Origin of the sequence: Micromonospora sp. NPDC023737, from assembly GCF_040639715.1 — a bacterium.
Taxonomy (GTDB): domain Bacteria; phylum Actinomycetota; class Actinomycetes; order Mycobacteriales; family Micromonosporaceae; genus Micromonospora.
Window position 1 is genome coordinate 45,146 of record NZ_JBFAAL010000005.1, and the last position, 14,411, is coordinate 59,556.

Annotated in this window: 15 protein-coding genes; 7 read left to right on the forward strand and 8 right to left on the reverse strand. The window is 71.3% G+C overall.

Annotation, left to right across the window (positions count from 1 at the left end; translation table 11 throughout):
* Nucleotides 1-33: 33 nt before the first annotated feature.
* A complete protein-coding gene (gene murA, locus AB0F98_RS13505) occupies nt 34-1,389 on the reverse strand; it encodes a UDP-N-acetylglucosamine 1-carboxyvinyltransferase (RefSeq protein ID WP_357733685.1) in 1,356 nt (451 codons plus the stop codon).
* Between the two features lie 212 nt (nt 1,390-1,601).
* Complete coding sequence (gene nadA / locus AB0F98_RS13510) at nt 1,602-2,801, reverse strand: quinolinate synthase NadA (RefSeq protein ID WP_357733688.1); 1,200 nt, start codon at nt 2,799-2,801, stop codon at nt 1,602-1,604.
* Nucleotides 2,802-2,869: 68 nt separating this feature from the next.
* On the opposite strand from nadA, the gene AB0F98_RS13515 reads away from it, so the two are divergent.
* From AB0F98_RS13515 to AB0F98_RS13525, 3 genes are all read left to right on the forward strand, one after another.
* On the forward strand, nt 2,870-4,015 hold the full coding sequence (locus AB0F98_RS13515) for a glycerate kinase (protein WP_357733691.1): 1,146 nt from the start codon (nt 2,870-2,872) through the stop codon (nt 4,013-4,015).
* Between the two features lie 154 nt (nt 4,016-4,169).
* Nucleotides 4,170-4,538, forward strand: coding sequence for an iron-sulfur cluster insertion protein ErpA (gene erpA / locus AB0F98_RS13520; RefSeq protein WP_357733693.1), 369 nt, complete (start codon nt 4,170-4,172; stop codon nt 4,536-4,538).
* Between the two features lie 154 nt (nt 4,539-4,692).
* Entirely contained in the window at nt 4,693-5,670 is a 978-nt protein-coding gene (locus AB0F98_RS13525) for a carbohydrate kinase family protein (protein WP_357733696.1), read from the forward strand.
* Between the two features lie 38 nt (nt 5,671-5,708).
* On the opposite strand, the gene AB0F98_RS13530 is transcribed toward AB0F98_RS13525, so the two are convergent.
* Both AB0F98_RS13530 and AB0F98_RS13535 read right to left on the reverse strand, forming a co-directional pair.
* Nucleotides 5,709-5,942 carry a sulfurtransferase TusA family protein gene (locus tag AB0F98_RS13530; RefSeq protein ID WP_076468020.1) on the reverse strand — a complete coding sequence of 78 codons (234 nt, stop codon included), beginning with the start codon at nt 5,940-5,942 and terminating at the stop codon, nt 5,709-5,711.
* Entirely contained in the window at nt 5,939-7,090 is a 1,152-nt protein-coding gene (locus AB0F98_RS13535) for an aminotransferase class V-fold PLP-dependent enzyme (protein WP_357733700.1), read from the reverse strand. Before AB0F98_RS13535 ends, AB0F98_RS13530 begins: the two co-directional genes overlap by 4 nt.
* Before the next feature lie 199 nt (nt 7,091-7,289).
* Between AB0F98_RS13535 and coxB the strand changes: the two genes are divergently transcribed.
* On the forward strand, nt 7,290-8,249 hold the full coding sequence (gene coxB / locus AB0F98_RS13540; protein WP_357733703.1) for a cytochrome c oxidase subunit II: 960 nt from the start codon (nt 7,290-7,292) through the stop codon (nt 8,247-8,249).
* A gap of 10 nt (nt 8,250-8,259) precedes the next feature.
* Complete coding sequence (locus tag AB0F98_RS13545; RefSeq protein WP_357733706.1) at nt 8,260-8,685, forward strand: cytochrome c oxidase subunit 4; 426 nt, start codon at nt 8,260-8,262, stop codon at nt 8,683-8,685.
* A gap of 1,072 nt (nt 8,686-9,757) precedes the next feature.
* Here the strand turns inward: AB0F98_RS13545 and AB0F98_RS13550 are convergent.
* The 4 genes from AB0F98_RS13550 to AB0F98_RS13565 all read right to left on the reverse strand — a co-directional run bounded on the left by AB0F98_RS13550 (nt 9,758) and on the right by AB0F98_RS13565 (nt 12,673).
* Complete coding sequence (locus AB0F98_RS13550; protein WP_357733709.1) at nt 9,758-9,964, reverse strand: hypothetical protein; 207 nt, start codon at nt 9,962-9,964, stop codon at nt 9,758-9,760.
* Nucleotides 9,965-10,134: 170 nt separating this feature from the next.
* A complete protein-coding gene (gene trpD, locus AB0F98_RS13555; RefSeq protein ID WP_357733712.1) occupies nt 10,135-11,181 on the reverse strand; it encodes an anthranilate phosphoribosyltransferase in 1,047 nt (348 codons plus the stop codon).
* Nucleotides 11,182-11,267: 86 nt separating this feature from the next.
* Nucleotides 11,268-11,663 (reverse strand): hypothetical protein, encoded by a 396-nt coding sequence (locus AB0F98_RS13560; protein WP_357733715.1) that lies wholly within the window; start codon nt 11,661-11,663, stop codon nt 11,268-11,270.
* A 107-nt stretch (nt 11,664-11,770) separates the two neighbouring features.
* The gene (locus tag AB0F98_RS13565; RefSeq protein ID WP_357734686.1) at nt 11,771-12,673 is read right to left on the reverse strand and encodes a cytochrome c oxidase assembly protein; all 903 of its coding nucleotides are present in this window, start codon (nt 12,671-12,673) and stop codon (nt 11,771-11,773) included.
* Between the two features lie 189 nt (nt 12,674-12,862).
* On the opposite strand from AB0F98_RS13565, the gene AB0F98_RS13570 reads away from it, so the two are divergent.
* On the forward strand, nt 12,863-13,462 hold the full coding sequence (locus AB0F98_RS13570) for a heme-copper oxidase subunit III (protein ID WP_357733718.1): 600 nt from the start codon (nt 12,863-12,865) through the stop codon (nt 13,460-13,462).
* Nucleotides 13,463-13,532: 70 nt separating this feature from the next.
* A complete protein-coding gene (locus tag AB0F98_RS13575) occupies nt 13,533-14,369 on the forward strand; it encodes a cytochrome c (RefSeq protein ID WP_357733721.1) in 837 nt (278 codons plus the stop codon).
* Nucleotides 14,370-14,411 lie beyond the last annotated feature (42 nt).

Here is a 14,411-nt window from a genome sequence, read left to right on the forward strand (position 1 = left end):
GGTGCACCGGGCGCGAACTCGAGGTTCCCGACGTTACGGACGCTCGGCGTGGGCGCCCAGGTCGGCGAGCTTCGACTCGAAGTCCTCGTAACCGCGGTTGATCAGGTCGACGCCGTACACCCGGGAGGTGCCCTCGGCGGCCAGCGCCGCGATCAGGTGGCTGAACCCGGCCCGCAGGTCCGGGATGACCAGGTCGGCCGCGTGCAGCTTGCTCGGACCGGCGATGACCGCCGAATGCTTGAAGTTACGCCGACCGAAGCGGCACGGGGTGCCGCCGAGGCAGTCGCGGTAGACCTGGATGTTGGCGCCCATCGAGTTCAGTGCCTCGGTGTAGCCCAGCCGCTGCTCGTAGACCGTCTCGTGGACGATCGACAGCCCGCGGGCCTGGGTGAGCGCCACCACCAGCGGCTGCTGCCAGTCGGTCATGAAGCCGGGGTGTACGTCGGTCTCCAGCGCGACCGACTTCAGCTCCCCGCCCGGGTGCCAGAACCGGATGCCGCCCTCCTGGCCCGGCTGGCCGTTGCGCGGCGGCCGCAGGTCGGTCACCTCGTACTCGCCGCCGACGGACCGGAAGATGTTGAGGAAGGTCATCATGTCGGCCTGCTGGGCGCCCAGCACCTCGACGTGACCTCGGGTGGCCAGCGCCGCGGCCGCCCAGCTCGCGGCCTCGATCCGGTCCGGGATCGGCCGGTGCGTGTAGCCGTGCAGCTTCGGTACACCCTGGATCTCGATCACCCGGTCGGTGTGCACCTTGATGATCGCGCCCATCTTCTGCAGGACGCAGATCAGGTCGAGGATCTCCGGCTCCACCGCCGCGTTGCGCAGCTCGGTGACGCCCTCGGCCATCACCGCGGTGAGCAGCACCTGCTCGGTCGCGCCCACACTCGGGTACGGCAGCGAGAACTTGGTGCCACGCAGGCCGTTCGGCGCGGAGAGGTGCAGGCCCTCCGGCCGCTTGTCGACCGTGGCGCCGAACTCGCGCAGCGCCTGGAGGTGGAAGTCGATCGGGCGCGGCCCGATGTGGCAACCACCGAGGTCCGGGATGAAGGCGTGCCCGAGCCGGTGCAGCAGCGGCCCGCAGAACAGGATCGGGATGCGGCTCGACCCGGCGTGCACGTTGATCTGGTCGGTGCTGGCGCTCTCGACGTTGGCGGGGTCGAAGACGAGCTCGCCGTCCTCCTCGCCGTCGGTCACCTTGACCCCGTGCAACCCGAGCAGGCCCCGGACCACCTCGACGTCGCGGATCTTCGGCACGTCGAACAGCCGGCTCGGGCTGTCGCCGAGCAGCGCGGCGACCATCGCCTTGGAGACCAGGTTCTTCGCGCCGCGCACGCGGATCCGCCCTTCAAGCGGAGTGCCTCCGTGCACGACCAGGACGTCGTCGGTCAACGCAACCTCCAGCGCGTCGGTGCTGCCGTGTTGATGGTGGGGCCAACGATGCTCACCGCTACCCCGGATGCGGTCATCTCAAAACGGACCGCCTGCGTCGTTGCTCCGGCAGCATAGTCCTCGGTGGCGAGAATGGAACCGGTCACACCACCCGCAGAGTGCTAAACCGGTGATCCCGCACTAATGGGTATCAACGACGCTACGGAACGTGATCAGTTGGCGGTCGGGGCCGCCGCGCCGACGCCGGGAAGCGCCAGCATCTGGTCCAGCGCCGCGCGGGCGTGCCCGGCGGTGTCCGGATCCACGGTGATCTGGTTCACCACCCGGCCGGCCACCAGTTCCTCCAGCGCCCAGACCAGGTGCGGGAGGTCGATGCGGTTCATGGTCGAGCAGTAGCAGACCGCCCGGTCCAGGAACATGATCTGCTTGTCCGGGTGGGCGAGGGCGAGCCGGCGGACCAGGTTGAGCTCGGTGCCGACCGCCCACGCCGAGCCGGCCGGGGCCGCCTCGATGGTCTTGATGATGTACTCGGTCGAGCCGACGTGGTCGGCCGCGGTCACCACCTCGTGCCGGCACTCCGGGTGGACGAGCACGTTCACCCCCGGCACCCGCTCGCGGACGTCGTTCACGCTGTCGAGGGTGAACCGGCCGTGCACCGAGCAGTGCCCGCGCCAGAGGATCATCTTCGCGTCGCGCAGCTGCTCCGGCGTCAGCCCGCCGTTTGGCTTGTGCGGGTCGTAGAGCACGCAGTCGTCGAGCGAGTAACCCATCTCCAGCACGGCCGTGTTGCGGCCGAGGTGCTGGTCGGGCAGGAAGAGCACCTTCGAACCCTGCTCGAAGGCCCAGTCCAGGGCGCGCTTGGCGTTGGAGGAGGTGCAGACCACGCCCCCGTGCCGGCCGACGAAGCCCTTGATGTCGGCCGACGAGTTCATGTACGTGACCGGCACCGTCTCCTCGGCGATGCCCAGCTCGGTGAGCACGTCCCAGGCCGCCTCGACCTGACCGAGCACGGCCATGTCGGCCATCGAACACCCGGCGGCCAGGTCGGGCAGGATCACCTTCTGGCTGTCGGTGGTGAGGATGTCGGCGCTCTCGGCCATGAAGTGCACGCCGCAGAAGACGATGTACTCCGCGTCCGGCCGGGCCGCCGCCTCGCGCGCCAACTTGAACGAGTCACCGGTCACGTCGGCGAACTGGATCACCTCGTCGCGCTGGTAGTGATGCCCCAGCACGAACACCTTGCTGCCCAACGCCGCCTTCGCTGCCGCCGCCCGGGCCACCAGGTCGGGGTCACTGGGCGCCGGAAGGTCACCCGGACACTCCACCCCGCGCTCGGTGGCCGGGTCGCTTCCCCGCCCGAGCAGCAGCAGTGCCGTGGCCGTGTTGGAGGGTTCTACCCAGGTGGAAGTCACGTAGGCCATGGTCCCACAGCGCGAACGGTGCGCAGCTTCCCCCGGTGTGTGCTGCCACACTGCTCGGCATGCGTGTGCTGCTCTGCCCGGACAAGTTCGCCGGCACCCTCTCCGCCCCGGAGGTGGCCGCCGCGGTCGCTGCCGGTTGGCGTGAAATCGCCGAGAGTGACGAACTCCTGATCCGACCGCTCGCCGACGGCGGGCCCGGCTTCGTCGACGTGCTCGCCGACGCGCTCGGCGGCCACCGGGTGGCGGTGCCGATCGTCGATCCGCTCGGTCGTCCGACGGCCGGTGAGATCCTGCTCACCGCCGACGGCACCGCCTACGTCGAGAGCGCCCAGGCGTGCGGTTTGCACCTGCTCGCCCCACCCGAGCGCGACCCGAAGGTGACCACCTCCTTCGGGCTCGGTCTGCTGGTCGCCGCAGCGGTCGAGCGCGGGGCCGGACGCGTGGTCGTCGGGCTCGGCGGCTCGGGCACCAACGACGGAGGGGCGGGCATGCTGACCGCGCTGGGCGTCACGCCGCTGGACGAGGCGGGCCTGGCTCTGCCGTACGGCGGTGCGGCGCTGGCCGCCGTCACCGGGCTCGACGGGGCGCCCCGGCTGCGCGGCGTCGACCTGATCGCCGCCACCGACGTCGACAACCCGCTGCTCGGGTTGCACGGCGCGAGCAACGTCTTCGGCCCGCAGAAGGGGGCGGACCGGGCCGACGTGCTGCTGCTGGACGGCGCGCTGGAACGGTTCGCGGTGGTGCTGGAACGGGACCTGCCCGGATGCCCTGCGTCGCTCGGTGCGCTTCCGGGTGGCGGGGCCGCCGGCGGGACGGGCGCGGCGATCCTCGCCCTCGGCGGGCGCTGTGAGTCGGGCATCGGACTGGTCACCAGGGCAATCGGCCTCGACGCCGCGTTGGACGCCGTCGACCTGGTGATCACGGGCGAGGGCTCGTTCGACCACCAGTCGCTGCGCGGCAAGGTGGTGGCCGGGGTGGCCGGGGCGGCGCGGGACCGGGGGCTGCCCTGCGTGGTGCTGGCCGGTCAGGTGAGCACCGGCCGCCGGGAGGCGGCCGCGGCCGGGGTCACCGACGCGTACAGCCTGGTGGAACACTTCGGGGGCGACGAGCGCGGCCTCGCGGAGGCGCTCAGCCGGCCCGCCGACGGCCTGCGGGAGCTCGGCGCGCGGCTGGCCGGGCAGTGGAGCCGCGCACGGCGGGTGTGACCCACGCCGCCCGAGGTGAACCCCGGGTCACGTCCAGGGGTCAACGGCGCCCGGACCGGCCTACAATCAGAAATTGGACCACAGTGGGAATCGCTGACCGGCGGGTGACGTTGGTCGGGACGACCACACCACGAGCGCGCAGGGAGAATTCCACGTGACCACGCCAGCGCAGACCGAGTCGACCGAGGCCAAGGCCCCTACCACCGTCGTCCTCACCGACGTCGCGGCGCAGAAGGTCAAGGCCCTGATCGAGCAGGAGGGCCGCGACGACCTGCGGCTCCGCGTCGCGGTGCAGCCGGGCGGCTGTTCCGGCCTGCGGTACCAGCTCTTCTTCGACGAGCGCTCCCTCGACGGTGACATCGTCACCGACTACGACGGTGTCGAGGTCGTCGTGGACCGGATGAGCGCCCCCTACCTGGCCGGTGCCACCATCGACTTCGCCGACCGGATCGACGCCCAGGGCTTCACCATCGACAACCCCAACGCGGGTAGCTCCTGCGCCTGCGGTGACTCCTTCAGCTGAATCGACCTGTACGACGACGGGGCCGCCCATCTGGGCGGCCCCGTCCTCGTTCCGGCGCGGTTACCGCAGATGACCGTCGTCCCACCGAGCGGACACCGCACGTTTGCCGGCCCGGTAGGCTGACCGCGCCCCGCTCCCGACCCCGAGGGTTGACATGAAGATCGCGGTGACCGGTTCGATCGCCACCGACCACCTGATGAGCTTCCCCGGCCGCTTCGCCGACCAGCTCATCGCCGACCAGCTGCACAAGGTGTCGCTCTCCTTCCTGGTGGACGACCTGGTGTTGCGCCGTGGCGGCGTGGCGGCGAACATCGCGTTCGGCATGGGCCAGCTCGGCCTGCACCCGGCGCTCGTCGGCGCGGTCGGCGCCGACTTCGCCGACTACCGCTCCTGGCTGGAGCGGCACGGCGTCGACTGCGACTCGGTGCACGTCAGCGAGGTGGCGCACACCGCCCGCTTCGTCTGCACCACGGACCTCGACATGTGTCAGATCGCCTCCTTCTACGCGGGGGCGATGAGCGAGGCCCGTAACATCGAACTCGGCCCGGTGAGTGAGCGCCTCGGCGGCCTCGACCTGGTCCTGGTCGGCGCGAACGACCCCGAGGCGATGCTGCGTCACTCCGCCGAGTGCCGCGAGCGCGGTTACGCCTTCGCCGCTGACCCCTCCCAGCAACTGGCCCGGATGCCCGGTGAGCACGTCGTCGCGCTGATCGACGGCGCCGAGTACCTGATGACCAACGACTACGAGAAGTCGCTCCTGCAGAGCAAGGCCGGACTCAGCGACGCCCAGCTGCTCGACCGCGTCAAGGTCCGGGTCACCACGCTCGGCAAGGACGGCGTCGAGATCGCCGGGCGTGACTTCGAGACGATCCACGTGCCCATCGCCCGGGAGATCCGGGCGGTCGACCCGACCGGCGTGGGGGACGGTTTCCGCGCCGGGTTCTTCACCGCGCTCTCCTGGGGGCTCGGCCTGGAGCGGGCCGCGCAGGTGGGCTCCCTGCTGGCGACCCTGGTGCTGGAGACCGTCGGCACCCAGGAGTACCAGGTGCGCCGGGATCTCTTCATCAAGCGCCTCGGCGAGTCGTACGGGGACGTGGCCGCCGACGAGGTTCGCCCCCACCTGCTGCCCTGACCCACCGATGGGCCGAGAAGGCCAGGGCGCGGGCAGGGTCAGTGGATGCGACGTACGTCGTAGGCGGGGCCGTCGGGGCCGGTGACCCGGGCCACGAACTCCTGTCCGCGCATGCGGCACCACGCCGGGATGTCCACCGCCGCCGCCGGATCGTCGGCGAGCAGCCGTACGACCGTGCCGACCGGCAGTTCCGGCAGGCGGCGGGCCACCGCGATCACCGGCAACGGGCAGCGCTGGCCACGGCAGTCGAGCACCTCGTCCGGCATGGTCACAGCCCCACCACCCCTGCCTCGGCCCGCAGGTCGGCGACGATCCCGGGCAACTCGGCGAGGAACCGCTCCACGTCGGCCGCCGACGTGTCCCGGTGCAGCGACACACGAACGTTGCCGTGCGAGAGCACACCCATCGCCTCCAGCACGTGCGACGGGCGCAGCGTCGAGGACGTGCACGACGAGCCGGAGGAGACCGCGAAACCCCGCCGGTCCAGCGCGTGCAGCAACGCCTCGCCGTCGACGTAGAGGCAGGAGAACGTGACCAGGTGCGGCAGCCGGCGCTGCGGGTCACCGACGACCTCCACGTCCGGCACCTCCGCACCCACCCGGGCCCGGATCCGGTCGACCAGCGGTGCCAGCCGGGCCGCCTCGGCCTCGGCCTCGGCCGCCACCGCGCGCAGGCTGGCCGCCGCGGCCACCACCGCGGGCAGGTTCAGCGCCCCGGGTGTACGGCCCGACTCCCGCTCGTCGGCCGGATAGGGCGACTCCCAGCGGGTGCCCTTGCGCACCACCAGCAGGCCCACCCCGGCCGGCCCGCCCCACTTGTGCGCGCTCGCGGTCAGCACCGACCAGCCCGCCGGCACCGGCACCCGGCCCACCGCCTGCGCCGCGTCGACGTAGAGGGGCACCCCGGCGCCGGCGCAGGCGGCGGCCGCCTCGGCCACCGGCTGGAGGGTGCCCACCTCGTGGCTGGCGGCGATCAGCGCGGCCAGCGCCACGCCCGGCGCGCGTACCTCGGCCGACCAGACGTCGAGGTCCAGGGCGCCGAGCCGGTCCACCGGCACCGACGCGGCCTCGCCGCCGTCGGCGACGTGCCGTTCGGCAGCGTGCAGCACCGCCGAGTGCTCGATGGCGGAGTGCACCAGCCGGCGACCGGTTCGCCGCCGGCCGGCCAGGCCACCCAGCACGGCGGCGTGCGCGGCGGCGGTGCCGCTGGCGGTGAAGGAGAGTTCGTCGGGACGTACGCCCAGGGTTTCGGCGGCCGCGGCCCGGGCCGCGTCGAGCAGTTGGCGCGAGCGGCGCGCCTGCGTGTAGAGCTTGCCCGGGTCGGCCCAGCCGTCCTCGAGAGCGGCGAGCAGGGCCTGCCGGGCCACCGGGTGCAGCGGCGTGGCCGTGGCGGCGTCCAGGTAGACCGGGGAAGCACTCACGGCTGATTACGCTATCTCGCCGAATGAGCCAAGATCCCCCGTTGGGGGGCGGAGAGTGACCCCAACACGGTCCAGCCGGTCATGGTCGAGTAATCTGCGACCGTCGGTGACGCCTTTGCCGCCGGTGCTGTCCGCTCCGTAAGCCGGAGGTCAGCAGGACAAGGACAGACACCGCGGCGCGCTAGGGAGGCAGGACCAGGTGGTCGCAAGGAGTTCGGAGGTACGGCCGTCGGCCGTACGGCACAACGCGGGAGCTGGCGTGGGCCGGCGGCGTGGTGCTGGTCGGCTCGCCGGGCTCGGCCTCGGCGGCGCGGCGTTGCTGTTCCTGCTCACGGGCTGTGACGTCGGCAAGACGTTCCACGGTTTCGGTTGGCCGCAGGGCGGCATCACGCCGCAGTCGCACCGGATGTACGACCTCTGGATCGCGTCCTGCATCGCGGCGCTCGCGGTCGGCGTCTTCGTGTGGTTCCTCATCTTCTGGTGCGTGATCCGCTACCGGAAGCGGGGCAACGACCTGCCGGTGCAGACCCGCTACAACATGCCGATGGAGTTCCTCTACACCATCGCGCCGATCCTCGTGGTGTCCGTGCTCTTCTACTACACGGCGGTCGTGCAGACCGACGTGAACAAGCTGAGCCGGAACCCCGACGTCACCGTCGAGGTCGTCGCGTTCAAGTGGAACTGGCAGTTCAACTACCGTGACGGTCAGGGCCCGGACGCCAACACCGTCGCGTCGACGCTCGGCACCAGCGAGGTCATCCCGATCCTCGTGCTGCCGACCGGCCGGTCGGTCCGGTTCGAGGAGACCAGCCGGGACGTCATCCACTCGTTCTGGGTGCCGGAGCTGCTGTTCAAGCGCGACGTCTTCCCCGGAAAGATCCGTAACGTGTTCGAGGTCTCCAGCCTGGACAGCGAGGGCGCCTACGTCGGGCGGTGCGCGGAGCTCTGCGGCACGTACCACGCGTTCATGAACTTCGAACTGCGGGTCGTGTCGCCGGAGAAGTACGACCAGTTCCTCGCGGCCAAGCGGGACGGCAAGACCACGCAGGAGGCGCTGTCCGCGATCGGCGAGGACCCGTACGCGCAGACCACCGAGCCGTTCGAGACCCGGCGCACGGAGCACAACTTCAACCCGGCTCCGGCCGGCGCGGGAAGCTGAGGGAGCAGGCATGAAGACCGAGTGGCGTATCTTCCTGGTCATCGCCGGCTTCCTCTTCGGCGCCGCCGTCCTGTACGGCGCCTGGACCGCCGGTGAGGGTGGTCGCGTCGAGTGGGTGGGCACCACCGCCTTGGCGCTGTCCTTCCTCCTCTGCTTGATGTGCGGCGGCTTCTTCTGGTTCGTCTCCCGCCGGATCGACCTGCGTCCGGAGGACCGTCCGGACGCGGAGATCGCCGACGGCGCGGGCGAGGTCGGCTTCTTCAGCCCGGGCAGCTACTGGCCGCTCGGGCTGGCGCTCGCCGCCTCCATCGCCGGTCTCGGCCTGGTGTTCTGGCAGTTCTGGCTGCTCGGCGCCGGTCTGGTGGCGGTCATCTTCGCCGCCTGCGGGCTGCTCTTCGAGTACTACTCGGGCACCCGGCGCACCGCGGAGCACTGAGCCGGCCGCATCCTGAACCGCGACGAAAGCCCGCCTCTTCGGAGGCGGGCTTTCGCGTTTCCCGGGTGGGAGAACGCACCCACCTCCTGAGCGACCCGTCCTCAGACGTGGGGTGCCGGGGTGCTGTGTCGGGCAGTGTCGAGCTGCCCCAGTTCTGGGGCACACGCCGATCGCGCTCGACATCCAAGTGGACCCCCGGGTAGCCGCCCTGTTGTCTGTCCGGTGCGCGGCGTCCGTCAAGGGGCCTTGGCCGCCGGGTGGCTGTGCGGTGCGGCGTCTGCCATGGGACTTCGGCGGTCCGGTGGCTGTCCCGGTGCGGCGTCTGCCATGGGACTTCGGCGGTCCGGTGGCTGTGCGGTGCGGCGTCTGCCATGGGACTTCGGCGGTCCGGTGGCTGTGCGGTGCGGCGTCTGCCATGGGACTTCGGCGGTCCGGTGGCTGTCCGGTGCGGTGTCCGCCATGGGAGCCCGGCCTCCGGTAGCTGTCCGCCGGCCGACGCCGGTCGCGCTGTCTGTCGTAGGGGCTGGCTGGCGGCGTCCGCCGGCCGATGCCGGTCGCGGCGTTCCGTCGGCGTCCCCAGGGGCGGTCGCGACGCCACCCACCGCCGTCCCATATTTGGGGCAGCTCGACAGTGCTGGCACGGCAGCCCGTTGCCCGCCGATGCGGCGTCGTCCGTCGAACCGGCCTGGGAGGCTGCCGGACCGCCGGGACGCCGAACGGCGGCCCGCGGGTCGAGGCGTCGTCGGCGTCAGTCGGGCCGGCCACCGGTAGCGGTGGGCCGGAGGGCAGGCGCGGACATCGCGCGGCGGTGCGGCGCGGTGCGGCAGGGTGACGAGCGCATGGATCGTCAGACGGTTTGTGCGGCCGGCAGAGGGCCGCGGCGGGTTCACGGCAGCCCCGGGCAGGCGGGCGTGGCCGTCAGGCGGCGTGCGTGGCCGTCAGGGGGGCGTGCGTGGCCCTCGGAGGGCTTGCGTGGCCGTCAGGGAGCGCGCGTGGCTTCAGAGGGCTTGCGTGGCTACGCGGCAGGTGGGGGTGGGGTCGTCAGGCGTCTGGCCGGCGCGTGGCGGGATCGTCAGGCGGCCTGGCGGTGGGCCGGCGTGCGCTGCTCGCTCCGAGCGAGGCGAGGCGCGCGGAACGTGAACGTGGCGATCAGCAGGGCGTCGCCGCAGCGGGTGCAGACCAGCTCGGGGCAGTCGCCACCGTGCCCGTCGACGCACGGTGGCGTCTCGAACTGCTGAACGCCCTGGCAACTGTCGCAGTACAGCTCACGGTCCGACACGGGCGCCTCATCTCGCTGCGGCCCGCCCGGGCGACGTCGGGCCGATCGCGGGGAGGGACCGGCCGTGGACGTGCTGCCCGAGCGAGGATGAATCACTCAGGTGTAGTTTGGCACGCCCCTCCGACACGACCCGTCGCGCCCGAAAACGGCGGACCGGCCGTGGCGGGCGCTCAGAGCGTCTTGGCGACCTCGATCCAGCGCTCCAGAGTGGCAGCCGCCGCACCGGAGTCGATCGACTCGGCGGCGCGGGCCATTCCCGCACGCAGCGCCTCGACGAGATCACCGTCCAACGGGCCCTGCGTGGCCAGCGCCGCCGCGGCGTTGACCAGGACCGCGTCGCGTACGGGACCGGTCTCGCCGGCCAGCACGCGGCGCGCCACGTCGGCGTTGTAGGGAGCGTCACCGCCCCGCAGGTCGGCGATGGTGGACCGGGGCACCCCCAGGTCGACCGCGTCCAGCAGCGTCTCGCGTACGGTGCCGCCCTGCGCCACCCAGACCCTGGTCGGCGCGGCGGTGCTGAACTCGTCGAGCCCGTCCTCGCCCCGCATCACCAGCACCGAGTCGCCTCGGGTGGCGAACACGCCGGCCATCACCGGGGCCATCCGCGGGTCGAAGCAGCCGACCGCGCCGGCCCGGGGGCGCGCCGGGTTGCTCAACGGGCCGAGGAAGTTGAACACCGTGGGCACGCCCAGCTCGCGCCGGACCGGACCGGTGTGCCGCATGCCCGGGTGGAAGCGGGCCGCGAAGCAGAAGCCGATGCCGGCCTCCGTCACGCACCGGGCGACCGCCTCCGGGCCGAGATCCAGCGGTACGCCGAGGTATTCCAGCAGGTCAGCGGTGCCGCACAGGGAGGAGGCCGCGCGGTTGCCGTGCTTGACCACGCGCACGCCCGCACCGGCGACCACGAGGGCGGCCATGGTGGAGATGTTCACCGTGTGAGCGAGGTCGCCACCGGTGCCGACGACGTCGAGGGCGGTGGACCGCACCTCGTCGCTCAGCGACACCGGGACCGCCCGGGTGAGCATCGCCTCGACCAGCCCGGCCAGCTCGGCCGACGTCTCGCCCTTCGCGCGCAATCCGACGGCGAACCCGGCGACCTGCGCGGCGCTCGCGGCGCCACTCATGATCTCGCCCATCGCCCATGCGGTGTCGGCGGTGGAGAGCTCCTCGCCGCGCAGCAGCGCGTTGAGCAGGTGCGGCCAGGTCCGATCGCCCATCGCGGGCCTCCCGAGCGTGCGGATACGGGTGGGTGAACCGGCGCCGGTCGGTCCGGCGCCGTGGGTCGGTGCCGGAGCGGGGGACGTCAGGCGGGTGCGTGCGTCCGCAGCAGCTCGGCCACCGTGTTGCCGGTGGTCACCGGGTCGAGCGGGTGCACCAGGGTGGCGTCGACCTCGGCGTACGCGGCGAGCCATCGGTCCGCGGCGCGGGCGATCACCACGCAGGTCGGGGGCGCGTCGGCCCGGTCGTCCTTGATCTGGCGGGCGATCCCGATGCCACCGCCCGGGGTCGCCTCGCCGTCGAGCAGGAGCAGGTCGATCTCGTAGTCGTCGACCAGCCGGACGACCTCCGCATAGTTGGAGGCCTCGACGAACTCGAGCTGGAGGCCGGGCGCGGGCCGGGTGCCGACGGCCAGCCGCATCCGGTCCCGGACCTGCGGGTCGTCGCTGTAGAGCACGACGGTGCACTCACGATCGCTCATCGCTAGACAGGCTCCCACCTCGTAGCTGCCCGCTGATCGTACCGGTCGACGTGACACAGCCGACATCCCGCCCGGCGTCCGGCGGCCGCGGCTGCTCCCGGCCCAGCTCAGGCCGCGGACTCCGCGGCGCGCTCGCGGGCCTCCTGGCGGTCGAGCTCGCGGTCGATGCGGCGGGCCTCCCGCTCGGACTGCTTGATCCACTGAACGACCAGCACGGCGAGCATCGTCACACTGACGAACTCGCCACCGGCCCAGAGGATGCCGCCGGCGAGCACCTGATCGTCCCAGGGATCGGCCCAACCGAGGTTGAGCGAGGGGTACCAGTCGCCGCCGAAGAGCGTGGTGCTCTGCATGACGGTGAGCCCGAGCACGGTGTGGAACGGTACCGAGAGCACCATCAGCAGCGCCCGGGCCGGATACGGCCAGCGACCGGGCAGCGGGTCGAGGCCGAGCAGCGGCCAGAAGAACACGCAGCCGGTCATGATGAAGTGCGCGTGCACCAGTTCGTGCGCCCAGGCGTGCTCGAGCGTGTACCGGTACAGGTCGCTGAAGTAGAGCACGAACGGGTTGACCACGAAGATGGCGAACGCCACCAGCGGGAAGCTGTAGACCCGGGCGATCCGGCTGTGCACGATGGCCAGCAGCCGCTTGCGCGGTCGCTGCGGCAGGGTGCGCAGGGCGAGCGTCATCGGCGCGCCCAGGGCAAGGAAGATCGGCGCCACCATCGACAGCATCATGTGCTGGACCATGTGCACGCTCAGCAGCGCCGTGTCGTACGCGTGCAGCCCGCTCACCGTGACCAGCGCGACCCCGCCGAGGCCGGGCCCGAGGAAGAAGACGGTCCGCGCGACCGGCCAGTGGTCGCCGCGCACCCGCAGCCGGTGTACGCCGTAGAGGTAGAGGCCGGCGGCGAGCACCAGGCCGAGCGCCAGCCAACTGTCCAACCGGGTCTCGGTCAGGACGGTGCCGATGGTGAACGGTGGCGGGATCGCCTCGCCGCCGGCCGCGATCGGCGGCGTGGTCGAGACGGCCTCGGCGACGTACGACGAGGTAGTCGAGGTGGCGGCGAAGATCGGATCGACGTGCAGCACGCTTTTCAGGCTAGGCCAGGCGAACCGGACGACCACTATCGGGCCACCCTGACCACGGGTTTGGCCCCCCGCTGATCGTGGATGCCGGTCAGGGGCAATAATGACCGCGTGACTGCGGCCCCAGCCATTGACAAGAGCCGGATCCACTCTCTGACTCGACCGAACATGGTCAGCGTCGGGACGATCGTGTGGCTCTCCAGCGAACTCATGTTCTTCGCGGCGCTGTTCGCGATGTACTTCTCCATCCGCGCGGCGGCGCCGGAGCAGTGGACGAAGCACACCGAGCACCTGAACATCCCGTACGCGACCACGTTCACGGTGATCCTGGTGTTGTCCTCGGTGACGTGCCAGCTCGGCGTCTTCGCGGCGGAGCGGGGTGACGTGCACGCGCTACGACGCTGGTTCACGATCACCTTCGTGATGGGCCTGATCTTCGTGCTCGGCCAGCTGAACGAGTACCGCACGCTGGTGCACGAAGGCGTGAAGATCAACGAAGACGGCTACGGGTCGATGTTCTACCTGACCACCGGCTTCCACGGTCTGCACGTGACCGGCGGTCTGGTCGCCTTCATCATCTTCATGATCCGCACCACCATGGGTCGGTTCACGCCGGCTCAGGCCACCTCGGCGATCGTCGTGTCGTACTACTGGCACTTCGTCGATGTGGTGTGGATCGCACTGTACGCCATGATCTACTGGCTTCAGTGATCTTGGCGCATCACGAACCGCGCCGTTGCTCCGTCCCCTGAGAAGGTCCAACCGGTTAAGGACACAGGTCATGACTTCTGACAACGACCGCCGACGCGGTCTGCTCGCGCGGCTGCGCGGGCGGCCCGCGGCGCGCAGCAGGGGCCGCCGCCGGCTGGGTGCCGCGGTCCGGCTGATCGCCGCGCTGACGCTCGCCGGCGGCGCCTACACCCTCTTTGCCCCCGGCGCGCAGGCGCAGGACGCTCCGCCGATGAGCAGCGCCGCTGCCGAGGGCAAGGCGCTGTTCGACGTGAGCTGCGTGACCTGCCACGGTCGCAATGCGCAGGGTGTCGAGGGACGAGGGCCGAGTCTGATCGGCGTCGGCGCGGCCTCGGTCGAGTTCCAGGTCAGCAGCGGCCGGATGCCGGCGACGCGCCAGGAGGCTCAGGCACACCGCAAGCCGCCGCTGTTCACGGACGAGCAGACTCGTCAGCTCGCCCAGTACATCCAGGAGCTCGGCGGTGGGCCGGAGCTCCCGGAGGGCACCAACCTGCACTCCGACGGCGACATCGCGGCCGGTGGTGAGCTGTTCCGGATCAACTGCTCGCAGTGCCACGCCTTCGGCGCTGGTGGTGGCGCGCTCTCCTCGGGCAAGTTCGCCCCGAGCCTGCGCCCGGCGAGCGACCGGCAGATCTACGCCGCGATGCTCAGCGGTCCGCAGAACATGCCGGTGTTCGGCGACAACCAGCTCCGGCCGGAGCAGAAGGCCGACATCATCGCCTACATCCAGGAGACCCTGAAGCACGACCAGGACCCGGGTGGTTTCAACCTTGGCCGATACGGCCCCTCCACCGAGGGTCTGGCGATCTTCCTGGTCGGCATCGTCGCGCTCGTCTTCGCCAGCCTGTGGATTGCGGGCAAGTCGTGACCGAGCGGACTCTTCGATCCAGTGCTGCGGTGCCGACGCACG

Coding starts and splice junctions, on each gene's coding strand:
- AB0F98_RS13545 (WP_357733706.1), top strand. CDS start 8,260: ATGAAGACCGAGTGGCGTATCTTCCTGGTCATCGCCGGCTTCCTCTTC.
- AB0F98_RS13515 (WP_357733691.1), top strand. CDS start 2,870: ATGCGTGTGCTGCTCTGCCCGGACAAGTTCGCCGGCACCCTCTCCGCC.
- trpD (WP_357733712.1), bottom strand. CDS start 11,181: ATGGGCGATCGGACCTGGCCGCACCTGCTCAACGCGCTGCTGCGCGGC.
- AB0F98_RS13525 (WP_357733696.1), top strand. CDS start 4,693: ATGAAGATCGCGGTGACCGGTTCGATCGCCACCGACCACCTGATGAGC.
- AB0F98_RS13575 (WP_357733721.1), top strand. CDS start 13,533: ATGACTTCTGACAACGACCGCCGACGCGGTCTGCTCGCGCGGCTGCGC.
- AB0F98_RS13560 (WP_357733715.1), bottom strand. CDS start 11,663: ATGAGCGATCGTGAGTGCACCGTCGTGCTCTACAGCGACGACCCGCAG.